The 12,464-nt window shown below is 75.7% G+C and carries 13 protein-coding genes; 10 read left to right on the top strand and 3 right to left on the bottom strand.

Going from position 1 to position 12,464, the window contains the following annotated elements; genetic code table 11:
- The first annotated feature begins 12 nt into the window (after positions 1 to 12).
- The 7 genes from ACNF49_RS27645 to ACNF49_RS27675 all read left to right on the top strand — a co-directional run bounded on the left by ACNF49_RS27645 (position 13) and on the right by ACNF49_RS27675 (position 7,814).
- Complete coding sequence (locus tag ACNF49_RS27645; RefSeq protein WP_357977620.1) at positions 13 to 570, top strand: hemerythrin domain-containing protein; 558 nt, start codon at positions 13 to 15, stop codon at positions 568 to 570.
- On the top strand, positions 563 to 1,984 hold the full coding sequence (locus ACNF49_RS27650) for a nitronate monooxygenase (protein WP_482939252.1): 1,422 nt from the start codon (positions 563 to 565) through the stop codon (positions 1,982 to 1,984). Before ACNF49_RS27645 ends, ACNF49_RS27650 begins: the two co-directional genes overlap by 8 nt.
- Positions 1,981 to 3,171: a TIGR04053 family radical SAM/SPASM domain-containing protein gene (locus tag ACNF49_RS27655; RefSeq protein WP_357977626.1), complete on the top strand. Its 1,191-nt coding sequence runs from the start codon at positions 1,981 to 1,983 to the stop codon at positions 3,169 to 3,171. The genes ACNF49_RS27650 and ACNF49_RS27655 overlap by 4 nt, the downstream gene beginning before the upstream one ends.
- 7 nt (positions 3,172 to 3,178) lie before the next feature.
- Complete coding sequence (locus tag ACNF49_RS27660; RefSeq protein ID WP_357977629.1) at positions 3,179 to 3,550, top strand: hypothetical protein; 372 nt, start codon at positions 3,179 to 3,181, stop codon at positions 3,548 to 3,550.
- Positions 3,547 to 3,984 carry a hypothetical protein gene (locus ACNF49_RS27665; protein ID WP_357977632.1) on the top strand — a complete coding sequence of 146 codons (438 nt, stop codon included), beginning with the start codon at positions 3,547 to 3,549 and terminating at the stop codon, positions 3,982 to 3,984. Before ACNF49_RS27660 ends, ACNF49_RS27665 begins: the two co-directional genes overlap by 4 nt.
- Before the next feature lie 110 nt (positions 3,985 to 4,094).
- A complete protein-coding gene (locus ACNF49_RS27670) occupies positions 4,095 to 5,099 on the top strand; it encodes an Acg family FMN-binding oxidoreductase (protein ID WP_357977635.1) in 1,005 nt (334 codons plus the stop codon).
- A 57-nt stretch (positions 5,100 to 5,156) separates the two neighbouring features.
- Positions 5,157 to 7,814 carry a multicopper oxidase domain-containing protein gene (locus ACNF49_RS27675; protein ID WP_482939253.1) on the top strand — a complete coding sequence of 886 codons (2,658 nt, stop codon included), beginning with the start codon at positions 5,157 to 5,159 and terminating at the stop codon, positions 7,812 to 7,814.
- Positions 7,815 to 7,830: 16 nt separating this feature from the next.
- Here ACNF49_RS27675 and ACNF49_RS27680 read toward each other — a convergent pair whose 3' ends face one another.
- Positions 7,831 to 8,280, bottom strand: coding sequence for a hemerythrin domain-containing protein (locus tag ACNF49_RS27680; protein ID WP_357977640.1), 450 nt, complete (start codon positions 8,278 to 8,280; stop codon positions 7,831 to 7,833).
- 194 nt (positions 8,281 to 8,474) lie between these two features.
- Here ACNF49_RS27680 and ACNF49_RS27685 point away from each other — a divergent pair, with 194 nt between their 5' ends.
- Entirely contained in the window at positions 8,475 to 9,272 is a 798-nt protein-coding gene (locus ACNF49_RS27685; RefSeq protein ID WP_482939254.1) for a class I SAM-dependent methyltransferase, read from the top strand.
- A 60-nt stretch (positions 9,273 to 9,332) separates the two neighbouring features.
- Positions 9,333 to 9,584 carry an acetylxylan esterase gene (locus ACNF49_RS27690; protein ID WP_498703843.1) on the top strand — a complete coding sequence of 84 codons (252 nt, stop codon included), beginning with the start codon at positions 9,333 to 9,335 and terminating at the stop codon, positions 9,582 to 9,584.
- 13 nt (positions 9,585 to 9,597) lie between these two features.
- Here ACNF49_RS27690 and ACNF49_RS27695 read toward each other — a convergent pair whose 3' ends face one another.
- The gene (locus tag ACNF49_RS27695; protein WP_357977677.1) at positions 9,598 to 10,179 is read right to left on the bottom strand and encodes a hypothetical protein; all 582 of its coding nucleotides are present in this window, start codon (positions 10,177 to 10,179) and stop codon (positions 9,598 to 9,600) included.
- A 138-nt stretch (positions 10,180 to 10,317) separates the two neighbouring features.
- Here ACNF49_RS27695 and ACNF49_RS27700 point away from each other — a divergent pair, with 138 nt between their 5' ends.
- Positions 10,318 to 10,920, top strand: coding sequence for an RICIN domain-containing protein (locus tag ACNF49_RS27700; protein ID WP_357977679.1), 603 nt, complete (start codon positions 10,318 to 10,320; stop codon positions 10,918 to 10,920).
- Positions 10,921 to 10,966: 46 nt separating this feature from the next.
- On the opposite strand, the gene ACNF49_RS27705 is transcribed toward ACNF49_RS27700, so the two are convergent.
- Positions 10,967 to 12,379: an FAD-binding oxidoreductase gene (locus ACNF49_RS27705; protein WP_482939256.1), complete on the bottom strand. Its 1,413-nt coding sequence runs from the start codon at positions 12,377 to 12,379 to the stop codon at positions 10,967 to 10,969.
- Positions 12,380 to 12,464: the final 85 nt, after the last annotated feature.

Genomic DNA, 12,464 nt, shown 5'->3' on the forward strand with positions numbered 1-12,464 from the left:
GGGACGGGAACCATGCGACCGGCGACGTCCGGAACCATCCAGCTGGAGGACTGTGTGCTGTCCATCGGCCATCACTTCACCGAGACCTTCCACGCCGAGCACCGCGAGGTCAGGGACCTGCTGCTCGCGCTGATCGACGCCTTCGGCACCGGCGACGCGGCGCGGGCCGGGAAACTCGTGGCTGCCCTGTCGGCGGCCGTCGGGCCGCACTTCCGCTACGAGGAGGAAGCCATGTACCCCGGCCTGAAGCCCGTCCTCGGCGCGCACTACGTGGACAAGCTGCTCAGCGACCACGACGACACGATCCGCAACATCCGCGAGCTGGCCGAGCTGGCCGACCTGGCCGCGCTCGACGGCCTGGGCGAGATCGACGAGAACCAGGCGGCCTGGGGCATCGCCCTGGCACGGGAGATCCTGCCGCACGTCAGCGACTGCGACGGCCTGTCGCTCATGGTCGAGACGCTGCCCGAGGACGACGTCGTGCACATCCTGGCCACCCGCGAGGTGGCCAGGGAGATCAACGCCGACGTGCTCACCTGGGCCGGCACGCTGCGGGCGCGGCGTGTCTGAGGCCGGGTTCCCCGTCCTGATCCAGGGCGGCATGGGCGTCGCGGTGTCCGGGTGGCGGCTGGCGCGCGCGGTCGCCCGTACCGGGCAGCTCGGCGTGGTGTCGGGCACCGCCCTCGACGTCGCCCTGGCCCGCCGCCTGCAGCGCGGCGACCCCGGCGGCGACCTGCGCCGGGCGCTGGCCTGCTTCCCGATCCCCGAGATCGCCGGACGGGTGCTCGGACGCTACTTCGTGCCCGGCGGGATCGCGCCCGGCACGCCGTACCGGCCGGTGCCCCGGCTCGGGCTGCGGCCCAGCCGGGCCCGCGACGAGCTGGCCGTGGTCGCCAACTTCGCCGAGGTCTTCCTGGCCAAGCAGGGCCACGACGGGCCGGTCGGCGTCAACTACCTGGAGAAGATCCAGCTCGCCACGCCCGCCGCCGCCTACGGCGCGATGCTGGCCGGCGTCGACTACGTGCTGATGGGCGCCGGCATCCCGGCGGAGATCCCGGCGCTGCTCGACGCCTTCGCCGCCCACCGCCCGGCCGAGCTCACCGTCGCCGTGGCCGAGGCCGGCGACGCCCGCCACACGGTCGGCCTCGACCCGGCGGCGCTGTGGCCCGCGCCCGCCGAGCCGCTACGGCGCCCCAAGCTGCTGGCGATCGTCTCCTCCCACGTGCTGGCCGCCTACCTGGCCCGCTCGCCGGTGACCAGGCCCGACGGGTTCGTCCTGGAGACGCCGGCGGCCGGCGGGCACAGCGCGCCGCCGCGCGGCCGGCTGGTGCTCGACGAGCGCGGCGAACCCGTCTACGGGCCGCGCGACGAGGCCGACACCGCCAAGGTCGCCGCGATCGGGCTGCCGTTCTGGCTGGCCGGCGGCTACGCCACCCCCGGCGGGGCGGCCGGCGCGCGGGCCACCGGCGCCGCCGGCATCCAGGTCGGGACGGCCTTCGCGCTGTGCCGGGAGTCGGGCCTAGACGACGGCCTGCGGCGGCGCATGCTGAGCCGGGCCCGCCGGGGCGCGCTGGAGGTGCGCAACGACCCCCGCGCCTCGCCCACCGGCTTCCCGTTCAAGGTCGCGAGCTTGCCCGGCACCCTGTCGGAGCCCGAGGTGTTCGACCGGCGTCCCCGGCTGTGCGACCTGGGCTACCTGCGCACCCCGTACGTCAGGCCCGGCGGCGCGATCGGCTACCGCTGCCCCGCCGAACCCGTGGACGCCTACGTCCGCAAGGGCCGGCCCGCCGAGGAGGCCGAGGGCCGCCAGTGCCTGTGCAACGGGCTGACCGCCGCCATCGGCCTGGGCCAGCACCGCGCCGACGGCTACCAGGAGCCCGCCCTGCTCACCCTGGGCCAGGACCTCGGCTTCCTGGACGGCCTGCCCGACGACCACTCGGCCGCCGACGTCGTGGACCACCTCCTGCGAGGAGCACCCGCATGACCGCACCACCCGGCGGGCGGCCGCTGCGCCGCGTCCGGCGCGACGTCGCCGCCAGCCCGTTCATCGTGATCTGGGAGGCCACCCGCGCCTGCCCGCTGGCCTGCCTGCACTGCCGCGCCGAAGCCGTGCCCGACCGGCACCCGGAGGAGCTGGCCACCGAGGAGGCGTACCGGCTCATCGGCCAGGTGGCGGACTTCGGCACGCCACCGCCGCTGTTCGTGATCACCGGCGGCGACCCGTTCGAGCGGCCCGACCTTCTCGACCTGGTCCGCCACGCCCGCGCCCGCGGCCTGGCCCCGGCCGTGTCCCCGTCGGCCACCCCCGCCCTCGACCCGGCCAACCTCGCCCGGCTGCGCGAGGCCGGGGCCGCCGCCGTCTCGCTCAGCCTCGACGGCGCGACCGCGCCCGTCCACGACGCCTTCCGCGGCTACGACGGCGTGTTCACCCGCACCCTGCGCGCCTGGCGGGCGGCCCGCGAAGCCGGGCTCAAGGTGCAGATCAACACCACCGTGACCCGCCACAACCTGGCGAGCCTGCCGGACATCGCCGCCCTGGTACGCCAGGAGGGCGCGCTGCTGTGGAGCGTGTTCTTCCTCGTGCCCACCGGCCGGGGCCGCGACCTGTCGGCCCTGACCCCGCAGGAGACCGAGGACGTGCTGCACTTCGTGCACGACGTCGGCACCGCGATCCCGGTCAAGACCACCGAGGCCCACCACTTCCGCCGGGTCGCCGTGCAACGGCTCGTCCTGGCCGGGCAGGGCGTGGACCACGCCGAGGCGCTCCGGCTCGGCCCGCTCTACCGCACCCTGCGGCGACGCGCCGAGCAGGCCGGGCTGATCGAGGAGCGGCGCACCCGCCGCCCGCCCGTCGACGTCAACGCCGGACGCGGGTTCGTCTTCGTCTCCCACACCGGGACCGTGCACCCCTCGGGCTTCCTCCCGCTGGACGCCGGGAACGTGCGCGACCGGCCCCTGACCGAGATCTACCGCTCCTCGCCGCTGTTCACCGCGCTGCGCGACCCCGACCGGCTGACCGGCCGGTGCGGCGCGTGCGAGTTCCGGACGATCTGCGGCGGCTCCCGCTCCCGCGCCTACGCTTGCTCAGGAGACGTCCTCGGCGAGGAGCCGTGGTGCTCCTACGAGCCCGGCAGCTTCCCCTACCAGAAGGAACTGGCCGCCCATGTATGAGCCGCCCGTGCATGACAGGAGAAGGGCCGGCGGGCTGGCCGCGCCCTACGACACGATGCTGGCCGCCTACGCCGCCGCGCTGGCCGGCTCGCCGCTGGCCGCCTCCAGCAAGGCCAGCTACCTGCGCCGCGTCGGCCGCTACCTGACCTGGGTCGCCGCCGCCTCGGCCGGCGGCCTGCTGGCGGGCGAGCCGCTGGCCGACACGACCGTGGCCGTCCGCACCGCCCACGCCTACCACGGTGAGCTGGACGGCCGCTACGCCGCCAGCACGATCAACAGCACCCTGGCCGCGCTGGAGGACTTCTACGCCCGGCTGCACCTCGGCGCGACCGGCATCCCCCGCCGGCCGGCGCCCGGCGACCGGGTGGGCGCGCGATGACCTGGTGGTCGGTGGTGCGCTTCCTGCACGTGCTCGGGGCCGCGCTGTGGGTCGGCGGCCAGCTCGCCGTCTCCCTCGTCCTGCTGCCCCTGGCCCGGCGCCTGCTGGACGACGAGCGCCGCGCCCAGGTGCTCGGCGCCGTCGGCCGCCGCTTCGGGCTGCTCACCGCCGCCCTGTTCCTGCCGCTCCAGCTCGCCACCGGCGTGGCCATCGCCTGGCACAAGGGCGTCACCTGGGCCTCGCTCGCCGAACCCGGCTACGGCCGCATCCTGGCCGCCAAACTCCTGCTGTTCTGCGCCGTCATGGCCGCCGCCGCCCTGCACGGCTGGGCCGCCGCCGGCGCCCGCCCCCGCCTGGCCCGCGCCATGGCCGTCAGCGCCCTGGTGGGGTCGATCGGCGTCGTGCTGCTGGCCGCCGCGCTGCCCGCCACCTGAGCATGGCCGATCGGAGGCGCGGAAAGGGACTTTGGTCCCTGACGGGAGCACCGCCGGCCGCGACATCGTGGAGACATGCCCGCAGTTACCGTCGTGCCGGGAGCCCCGCGATGACCGACGCCGGCGTCCCCGGCGCCCGCCCCTGGGACGGACCCTTCGCCTCACATGCCGGCGTGCGCCGGATCGTCGCCTCCGCCGTCGCGGCGCCCTCGGTGCACAACACCCAGCCCTGGCGCTTCCGCCGCCTCGACGACACCACCATGGAGCTGTACGCCGACCTCGACCGGCTGCTCGCCGTCACCGACCCCCTGGGGCGCGGGCTCGGCATCAGCTGCGGGGCCGCGCTGTTCAACCTGCGGCTGGCGGTCCGGATGACCGGGCACGACCCCGGCGTCCTGGCGCTGCCCGACCCGACCGGCCGGCCCGACCTGCTGGCGACCGTACGGGCCACGCCCGGCGGGCCGCCCACCCCGGACGAGCGGCTGCTGCACGACATGATCCCGCACCGGCGCACCAACCGCTTCCCCTTCGAGCGCCGCCCGCTGCCCAGGGACGTCCTGCTCGACCTGGTCAACGCCGCCCACGACGAGGACGCCACGCTGCTCCTCGTCAAGGGCGGGACGGCCAGGCGGGTGCTGGACATGGTGGCCCTGGCCGACGACACGCTGACGGCCGACGCCGCCTACCGGGCCGAGCTGGCCCGCTGGACCCGTCCCGGGGCGGCGGGCCCCGACGGCGTGCCCGCCCACGCCTTCGGCCCGCGCCCGCGCTCCGGCGAGCTGCCCATGCGCGGCTTCGGCGGCGGCGAGGTCGCCGACTTCGAGGCGGAGCCGCAGCTCGTCGCCCTGTTCACCCGGGGTGACGGCCCGCACGACTGGCTGCGCGCCGGGCAGGCCCTGCAACGCGTCCTGCTGACCGCCACCGCGCACGGCGTGGCTGCCTCGATGTTCAGCCAGCCGCTCGACCTGCGCCCACCGCAGCACCGCGGCGACCGGCCCGGACCGTTCGGGCACGTGCAGATGCTGATCAGGCTCGGGTACGGCCCGCCGGTCCCGCGCGTCCCCCGGCGCCCGGTGTACGAGGTGCTCGACCGGACGGCGGCGCGGCGTGCCTGAGCGGCGCGGCCCCCGAATCACCCGGCCTCGCCGGCCACGGACAGGAAGGTGCCCGGGATGCCGGTCGACATCCGTATAGAGAGCGGCAGGCCGATCGACCTGCCGCCGCCGCCGAGGCGGGCCCGCGCGTCCTGGCACCTGCGGGCGAACGCGATCGTCGTCGCCTGGCTGGCGCTGACCGTCGTGGCCGCCCTGGCGGGCGACGTGCTGCCGGCGCCGTCGTGGCTGCTGATCCACGTGTTCCTGCTCGGCGCGGTCAGCACGGCCGTGCTCATCTGGAGCGAGCACTTCACGGTGGCGCTGCTGCGCGTCCGCGGCCCGTCCGAGCGGGGGAGCCTGACCCGGCTGGCCCTGCTCAACACGGCCGCGGTCGCGGTGCTGGCCGGGGTGGCGTACGGGCCGTGGCACCTGGCGGCGGCCGGCGCGGCGCTGCTGACGGGCGTGGTGCTGTGGCACGCGGCCGTCCTGGTCCGGCTCGTCCGCGGCGCGCTGCCCGGCCGGTTCGGCCACGTCATCGGCTGGTACGTCACCGCCGCCTGCGCGCTCGCCGCCGGCGGCGTCCTCGGCGGGCTGATGGCCGCCCGGACCGTCCAGGGCACGCTCCACGAGCGCATGAGCGCCGCCCACTCCCAGGTGAACGTCTTCGGCTGGATCGGGCTCACCGTGCTCGGCACCCTGTTCACCCTGTGGCCGACGGTCCTGCGCACCCGCATGTCGGACCGGACCCGCCGGGCCTCGCGCGTGGGGTTGTGGCTGGCCGCGCCGGGACTGGCGGTGGCCGTCGCCGGGCTGCTGGCGGGCTGGCGGTGGGTGGCCCTGGCCGGGCTGGCGGCGTACGCGGCCGGCGGGCTGGCGGTGCTCGTCCCCCTCGGCGACGCGCTGCGGCGCAGGCGGCCGCACACCGGCGCGGCGTGGATGCTGGGAGCGGCGATCGTCTGGTTCGAGGTGGCGCTGGCCGCCGATCTGGTGGTGGTGGCCACCAGGCCGGCGCACCAGGTCGCCGCCGCGCTGGCCCCGCTGCTGCCGCTGGTGCTGGTCGGGTTCGTGGCGCAGGTGCTGCTCGGGTCGCTGCTGCACCTGCTGCCCGCGGTGCTGGGCGGCGGCCCGGCCCGGTTCAAGCAGAACGCGGCGCTGCTGGAGCGCGGCCGGCCGGCGCGGCTGGTGGCGCTCAACGTGGGGGTGCCGCTGCTGGTCCTGCCGGTGCCGCGGCCGGTCGTGCTGCTGGGATGGGCGTCGGTGCTGGCCGCCGCGCTGGCCTTCGTCGCCCTGGCGGCGACCGCCCTGACCCGCACCCGCCCGCCCGCCGCCTCCCCGCCCGCCGCCTTCCCGGCCGCCGGGGGCGGCGCGGGGTGGCGGCGGTCGCTGCCCGCCCTCGCCGGGGTGGTCGCCGGCTGCCTGCTGACGGCCGCCGCGGTCGTCGTCGCCACGTCCGGCGGGTCGGGACCGGCGGCGGTGACCGCTACCGGCTCCCGGACGGTCGAGGTGACGCTGTCCGGGATGCGGATCCGCCCCGCCGTGATCGAGGCCCCCGTGGGGACCGTGCTGACGTTGCGGGTCACCAACGCCGACGCCCAGCGGCACGACCTGCGCCTGGCGACCGGCGAACGCACCCCGATGCTGGCCCCCGGCCAGAGCGCGACGCTGCGCCTGGCGCCGCTGGGCGGGCCGGTGGACGGCTGGTGCACGGTCGCCGGGCACCGCGCCGCGGGCATGACCATGCGCCTGGCGCCGACCGGCTCCTCGGCGGCGGCATCCCGGCCCCGGGACGCCACCGGCCACACCGGTCACACGACGACGGAAGCCGCCCCCGCCGCGCCCGCCGTGCCAGGGGCGCTCGACCTGGCGGCGCCCATGTCGTCCGGCTGGCGACCCCACGACGCCACGCTCCGGCCCGCGCCCGGCGGCACCGAGCACCACGTCGAGATCCGCGCCGACGACCGGCTCGTCCAGGAGGTCGCGCCCGGGGTGCGGCAGCGCGTCTGGACGTTCAACGGCACCATGCCGGGCCCGGTGCTGCGCGGCAAGGTCGGGGACGTGTTCGTCGTGACGTTCGTCAACGCCGCCACCATGGGCCACGGCATCGACTTCCACGCCGGCGCCACCGCACCGGACGGGCCGATGCGCACGATCCAGCCGGGCGAGCGGCTGACCTACCGCTTCCGCGCCGACTACGCCGGGGCGTGGCTCTACCACTGCTCGACCATGCCGATGAGCCAGCACATCGCCAACGGCATGTACGGCGCCGTCGTCATCGACCCGCCGGACCTGCCCGAGGTCGACCGCGAGTACCTGCTGGTCCAGGGCGAGCTGTATCTCGGCGAGCCGGGCGGCGAGGCGCAGGTCGCCAAGATCCGGCAGGGCGCCCCGGACGGCTGGATGTTCAACGGCACCGCCGCCGGCTACGACCACGCCCCGCTGCCGGCCACGGCGGGGGAGCGGGTCCGCATCTGGGCGGTGGCCGCCGGCCCCAGCTCGGGCACGTCCCTGCACGTGGTGGGCGCGCCGTTCGACACGGTCTACAAGGAGGGCGCCTATCGGCTGCGCACCGCGGACGCGGGCGGCGCGCAGGCGCTCGACCTGGCCCCGGCGCAGGGCGGCTTCGCCGAACTGGTCTTCCCGGAGGCGGGCACGTACCCGATCGTGGACCACACGATGCGGCAGGCGGAGGCGGGCGCGCACGGCCTGTTCAAGGTCGGCGCCCCGCCGGAGGACTGACCCGCCGCCCGGCCGGTCAGCCGGTCGGCGCCGGGGACTGGCCGGGCGTGATGCGGTCCCAGGCGGCCAGCGGCAGCATGATGACGGCCGCGGGGAACAGGCCGTGCTCCTCGTGGTCGATGTGCCGGTGGAGGCGGTCGAGGGCGTCCAGCACGGCGGGCCAGTCGGGCGCGGCCGGGTCGATCGCGCCGAGGACGCCGTGGATGTCGGCGTGCTCGGCGCACAGCCGTTCCACCTCCTCGGCCAGCGACCCCTCGGCGCGCAGCTCGGCGAACAGCCCGCCCTCCTCGGTGTCGGTGTGCGGGACGAGCCGGGCCATCAGGTCCGCCAGCAGCGTGACGGCGTCACCGTGGCGCAGCTCCCCGACGGCGCGGCGCAGCGCCCCCGCGCACTCCTGGATGTCCCAATGCTCCTGGGACAGGCGGCCGATCAGTGGGAACTCCCGGCAGCCGCAGTAATTGCACATGGTCACGTCCTTGCAGCAGGGTCGCTTCTCGACGGCGGCGGCCGGGGCACGCGTACCGCTCCCCGGGCCGCCCCTTGCCTCCACCCTTTCCGCCGGGACGACGCGCCGGTCAGGGCCGAAAGTCCCTGATCGCCACCGACCTCCGTCGGAAAACCGCGTGACGGGCGGCGGCGTCGTCAGGGACGATCACGGCCATGGAGTACGGCGAACTGGTCACGCGGGCGTCGGCGGCGGCGATCGAGGGCTGGGACTTCGCCGCCCTTCACGGCCGGGTCGTCGAGGAGCCGCTGCCCTGGAGCTACGAGCGCCTCCTGCGCGACCGGCTGCCCGGCGCGGCCTCCCTGCTCGACATGGGGACCGGCGGCGGCGAGTTCCTGTCCGGCCTGGCGCCGCTGCCGCCGCGCACCGCCGCCACGGAGGGCCACCCGCCCAACCTGCCGCTCGCCCGCCGCCGCCTGGAGCCGCTCGGGGTCGAGGTGGCCGCGATCCGGGAGGACGACGTGCTGCCGTTCCCCGCCCAGGCGTTCGCCGTGGTGGCGAACCGGCACGAATCGTACGACCCGCGCGAGGTGCGCCGCGTGCTGGCCGACGACGGGGTCTTCGTCACCCAGCAGGTGGGCGGCCGCGACCTCGAAGAGGTCAACCTGGCCCTGGGCGCGCCGCCGCTCGCGTACCGCGGCTGGGACCTCGCACGTGCCGCCGCCGGGCTGGCCGGGGCGGGGCTCACCGTGACGTGGAGCGCGCAGGCGCGGGTGCGGACGACGTTCCACGATGTCGGGGCGCTCGTGCTGTTCCTGCGGATGGTGCCGTGGCAGGTCCCCGATTTCGACGCCGTCCGGTACGACCGCCGCCTGCGCGCCCTGCACGAGCGGATGGCGGGCGGCCGGCCGCTGACCGCCCACGCCCACCGCTTCGCCCTGCTGGCCCGCCGCTCACCCGGAGCGGGGGCGCGGGGGACGGTGACAGGGCGGCCCGTCCCGGCTGACTCGTAGGCGGCCTCGACCAGGGCGACCGCCGCCGCCGCGTCGTCGCCCGGCGCGTGGTTCGGGCCCATCCGACGATCGTCCCGGCCCGGATCCTGGTGGCCGGCGGCAGCCAGGGCCACGGCCTCCGCGCTGTTCTCCGTCGGCCTGATGGACCAGACGTGCCCGCCCTCGACGGTCTACGCCGCGTTCAACGCCTACGCCGGGCCCGCCGAGATCGTCGTGCACCCGTTCAACGGGCACGAGGGCGGCGCCTCCACCCGGCTGCGCGGCCAGCTCGCCTGGGCGGAGAAGGTCACCGCGGGCATCCCCCTGCCCTAGGTGGCGTCCGGTCTCACCTGCTCCACGCCTCGTGGACGGTGGTGATGGCCGAGGAGACGGGCCGGCCGCCGGGCCGCGTGACGGCCGGCCGGCCCGGCACGGGGACGCCGTCCACGGTGATCGAGGCGTGCTCGCACGGGATGATCTGCATCGACAGCCCGTGGCTGACGCCCAGCAGCGGGAAGTCGGCCATCGAGAACGGCCTGGCGTCCAGCGGCCCGGTGATGCTGACCGCCAGGCCGGCCGCGCTGGCGTGGGCGCCCGTGACGGGGTCCACGCGCAGGTCCACGGCGGCCTGCTGCACCCGCGCGACGGGCCAGGACGGCAGCGCGGCGGCCTCGTCGAAGTGCCGGACGAAGTGCTCCTCGATCCACGTCCCGAGCTCGGGGTCGTCGCTCACGACGCGCAGGCCGGCGGGCGTCCACACCACCATCACCGCGCCGGCGCCGTGCGTGGACCAGTCGACCTGCCACAGGGAGGCGTACCCGGTGGGGACGTCGCCGTCGTAGAGGGTGACGTACGGGTTGGCGCCGGCGAGCAGTGGCCGGCGGGTCACGTAGGCGCTCATCGGCGCGCCCTCACTGGTGCTGAGCATGAGCCGATCATGGACGCTCCCACCCCTCGATGGCCAGCCCGCCGCCGCTTCCCGCTCACCTGAGTAGGGCGGTACTCATGCCCTCCGGCCGCCGGCGGCGCACCCTGCAAGGGACGGAACGGCGGAAAGGAGCATGCGGTGCGCAAGGGCGTACATCTTCGACGGATCGGCCGCCGGGGGCTGCTGGCCGTGATCATGGTCGTGTCGGTCGCCGTGCCCCTGTGGTCGGCGGCGGCCCCGGCCTCCGGGGCCGTGGCGGCCCGCGGGCGAACGCTCGCCGAGCCCTGGTCCTACCTGTTCGAGATCCGCCGGCGCTTCCCCGCGCCGGAGAAATGCGTGGACGTCGACAACGGCTACACCTTCGACGGCGCCAACGTGAAGCAGTGGGAGTGCGTCAACGTCCCGCAGCAGCACTGGCAGTACCAGCGGGTGGCTCCCGGGAGCGAGTGGTTCTTCCTGCGCGCCCAGCACAGCGGCAAGTGCCTGGACGTCGACAACGGCTACACCTTCGACGGCGCGAACGTGAAGCAGTGGGAGTGCGTGAACGTCCCGCAGCAGATGTGGCGCTGGAAGTACGCCTACACCGACGCGTGGTGGAACACCTTCTACTTCCTGGAGAACCAGAAGAGCGGCAAGTGCCTCGACGTCGACCACGGCTGGACGCACAACGGCGCCAACATCCAGCAGTGGACCTGCGACGAGTACGCGGGCCAGCAGTTGTGGTACTTCCGGCCGGTGTGACCCGGCCGGACGGCGCCGGCCCGGCCCCCTCCGGGCCGGCGCCGCCTCACCGCGCGGCCGGGGCGATGTTGTGGTTGACGCGGAACAGCCGGTCCGGGTCGTACCGGGCCTTGAGCGCGGACAGCCGCCGGTGGTCCGCCTCGGAGTAGGCGCGCCTGACCCGGTCCGGGGTCGCGTCGTGGTCGAACATGAACCCCGGCAGCATGGCGCCGGTGTCCCAGCGCCGCAGCCGGTCCAGCACCTCGTCGGCGGCCGCGCGCGCCGTCTCGGCCTGGCCGGGCGGGGCCGGCAGCCGCATCCACAGCAGGAAGGCCGCGCCCTGAGTGCCGGCCGCGTGCGGGCGGGCGGGCGGCCGGTCCAGCGCCCCGCCCAGGTGACGCAGCTGGATGCCGGGGAACGGGCCCCGCGTCCGCGCGGGGTAGATGAACGAGGCCAGCTCCGCGGCGGCGTCGTCGTCCAGCTCGCGCAGCAGCGCGCTGCGCAGGTGCGCCGAGACCGGGTGACGGGGGTCCTGGTAGATCTCGGTGATCCGGGTGTACGGCATGGCCGCGCAGGTGTCCTTCTCCGGGCCGAGCTCGCGCAACGGCTGCACCAGCCGGGCGCCCCGCTCCTCGTCCCCGACGTACACCGTCCGGACCTGCACCATCGAGCGGCCGCGGAACTCCCGCGGCAACTGCGGCGCGTCGGGGAAACGCACCAGCGTCACGGAGGACGACATCTCCTCCGGCTGCTCCTTCGCCCAGGCCAGATAGGAGCGCAGGACGTGGGCGGTGTGCCCGGGGTCCTCGCCCGGGTAGTACAGCTCGCCGCCGTAGACCGTACGCAGCGGCAGCAGCTCGATCTCGGCCGCGACGACGACGCCGAAGTTGCCCTTGCCGCCGCGTACCGCCCAGAACAGGTCGGGCTCCGCGCCGGGCGAGACGGTCCGCAGCCGGCCGTCGGCGGTGACGACGTCGAGCGAGCGGACGCGGTCGGCGGCGAACCCGTACGTGCGGGCGGCCAGCGGGAGCCCGCCCCCGGTCAGGAAGCCCATCACCCCGACCTCGGCGGACGACCCGCACAGCGGCGCAAGCCCGTGGGGGGCCGCCGCGGCGACCACCTCGCCCCAGCGCAGGCCCGCGCCGATCCGCGCGGTGCCGGCGTCCGGGTCCACCGACAGCTCGCGCAGCTCGCCGGTGGCGATGAGGACGGCTCCGTCGGCGGGCAGCGACTTGCCGTGCCCGGTCGACTGCACCGAGACCGCGCGTCCCGTCCGGGCCGCGTACGTGACGGCGGTGACCACGTCGCCGGCGTCGGCGGCGACCACGACCACCGCGGGCCGGTGCTCGACCGTCAGCAGCCAGCCGGAGCAGGCGTCCGCGAAGCCCTCGTCGCCCGGCTGGAGCGTGCGGCCCCGGATCAGCGCGGCCAGTGCCGCCACGTCGTGCGGCAGGCCGGTCCGGACATCGGTCTCAGACATGTTGCACCTCACCTGATAGTTGGTTGGGCCAACGTTGGTTTGGCCAACAATACAGACAATCGTGGGTGGTGCCAATGACTTGTTA

This window comes from Actinomadura sp. ATCC 39365, assembly GCF_054392275.1.

Excerpts from the sequence above, each read along its gene's own strand:
- ACNF49_RS27675 (WP_482939253.1), top strand. The coding sequence starts at position 5,157 with ATGCCGGTCGACATCCGTATAGAGAGCGGCAGGCCGATCGACCTGCCG.
- ACNF49_RS27665 (WP_357977632.1), top strand. The coding sequence starts at position 3,547 with ATGACCTGGTGGTCGGTGGTGCGCTTCCTGCACGTGCTCGGGGCCGCG.
- ACNF49_RS27685 (WP_482939254.1), top strand. The coding sequence starts at position 8,475 with ATGGAGTACGGCGAACTGGTCACGCGGGCGTCGGCGGCGGCGATCGAG.
- ACNF49_RS27705 (WP_482939256.1), bottom strand. The coding sequence starts at position 12,379 with ATGTCTGAGACCGATGTCCGGACCGGCCTGCCGCACGACGTGGCGGCA.
- ACNF49_RS27645 (WP_357977620.1), top strand. The coding sequence starts at position 13 with ATGCGACCGGCGACGTCCGGAACCATCCAGCTGGAGGACTGTGTGCTG.
- ACNF49_RS27695 (WP_357977677.1), bottom strand. The coding sequence starts at position 10,179 with ATGCTCAGCACCAGTGAGGGCGCGCCGATGAGCGCCTACGTGACCCGC.
- ACNF49_RS27670 (WP_357977635.1), top strand. The coding sequence starts at position 4,095 with ATGACCGACGCCGGCGTCCCCGGCGCCCGCCCCTGGGACGGACCCTTC.
- ACNF49_RS27680 (WP_357977640.1), bottom strand. The coding sequence starts at position 8,280 with ATGTGCAATTACTGCGGCTGCCGGGAGTTCCCACTGATCGGCCGCCTG.
- ACNF49_RS27655 (WP_357977626.1), top strand. The coding sequence starts at position 1,981 with ATGACCGCACCACCCGGCGGGCGGCCGCTGCGCCGCGTCCGGCGCGAC.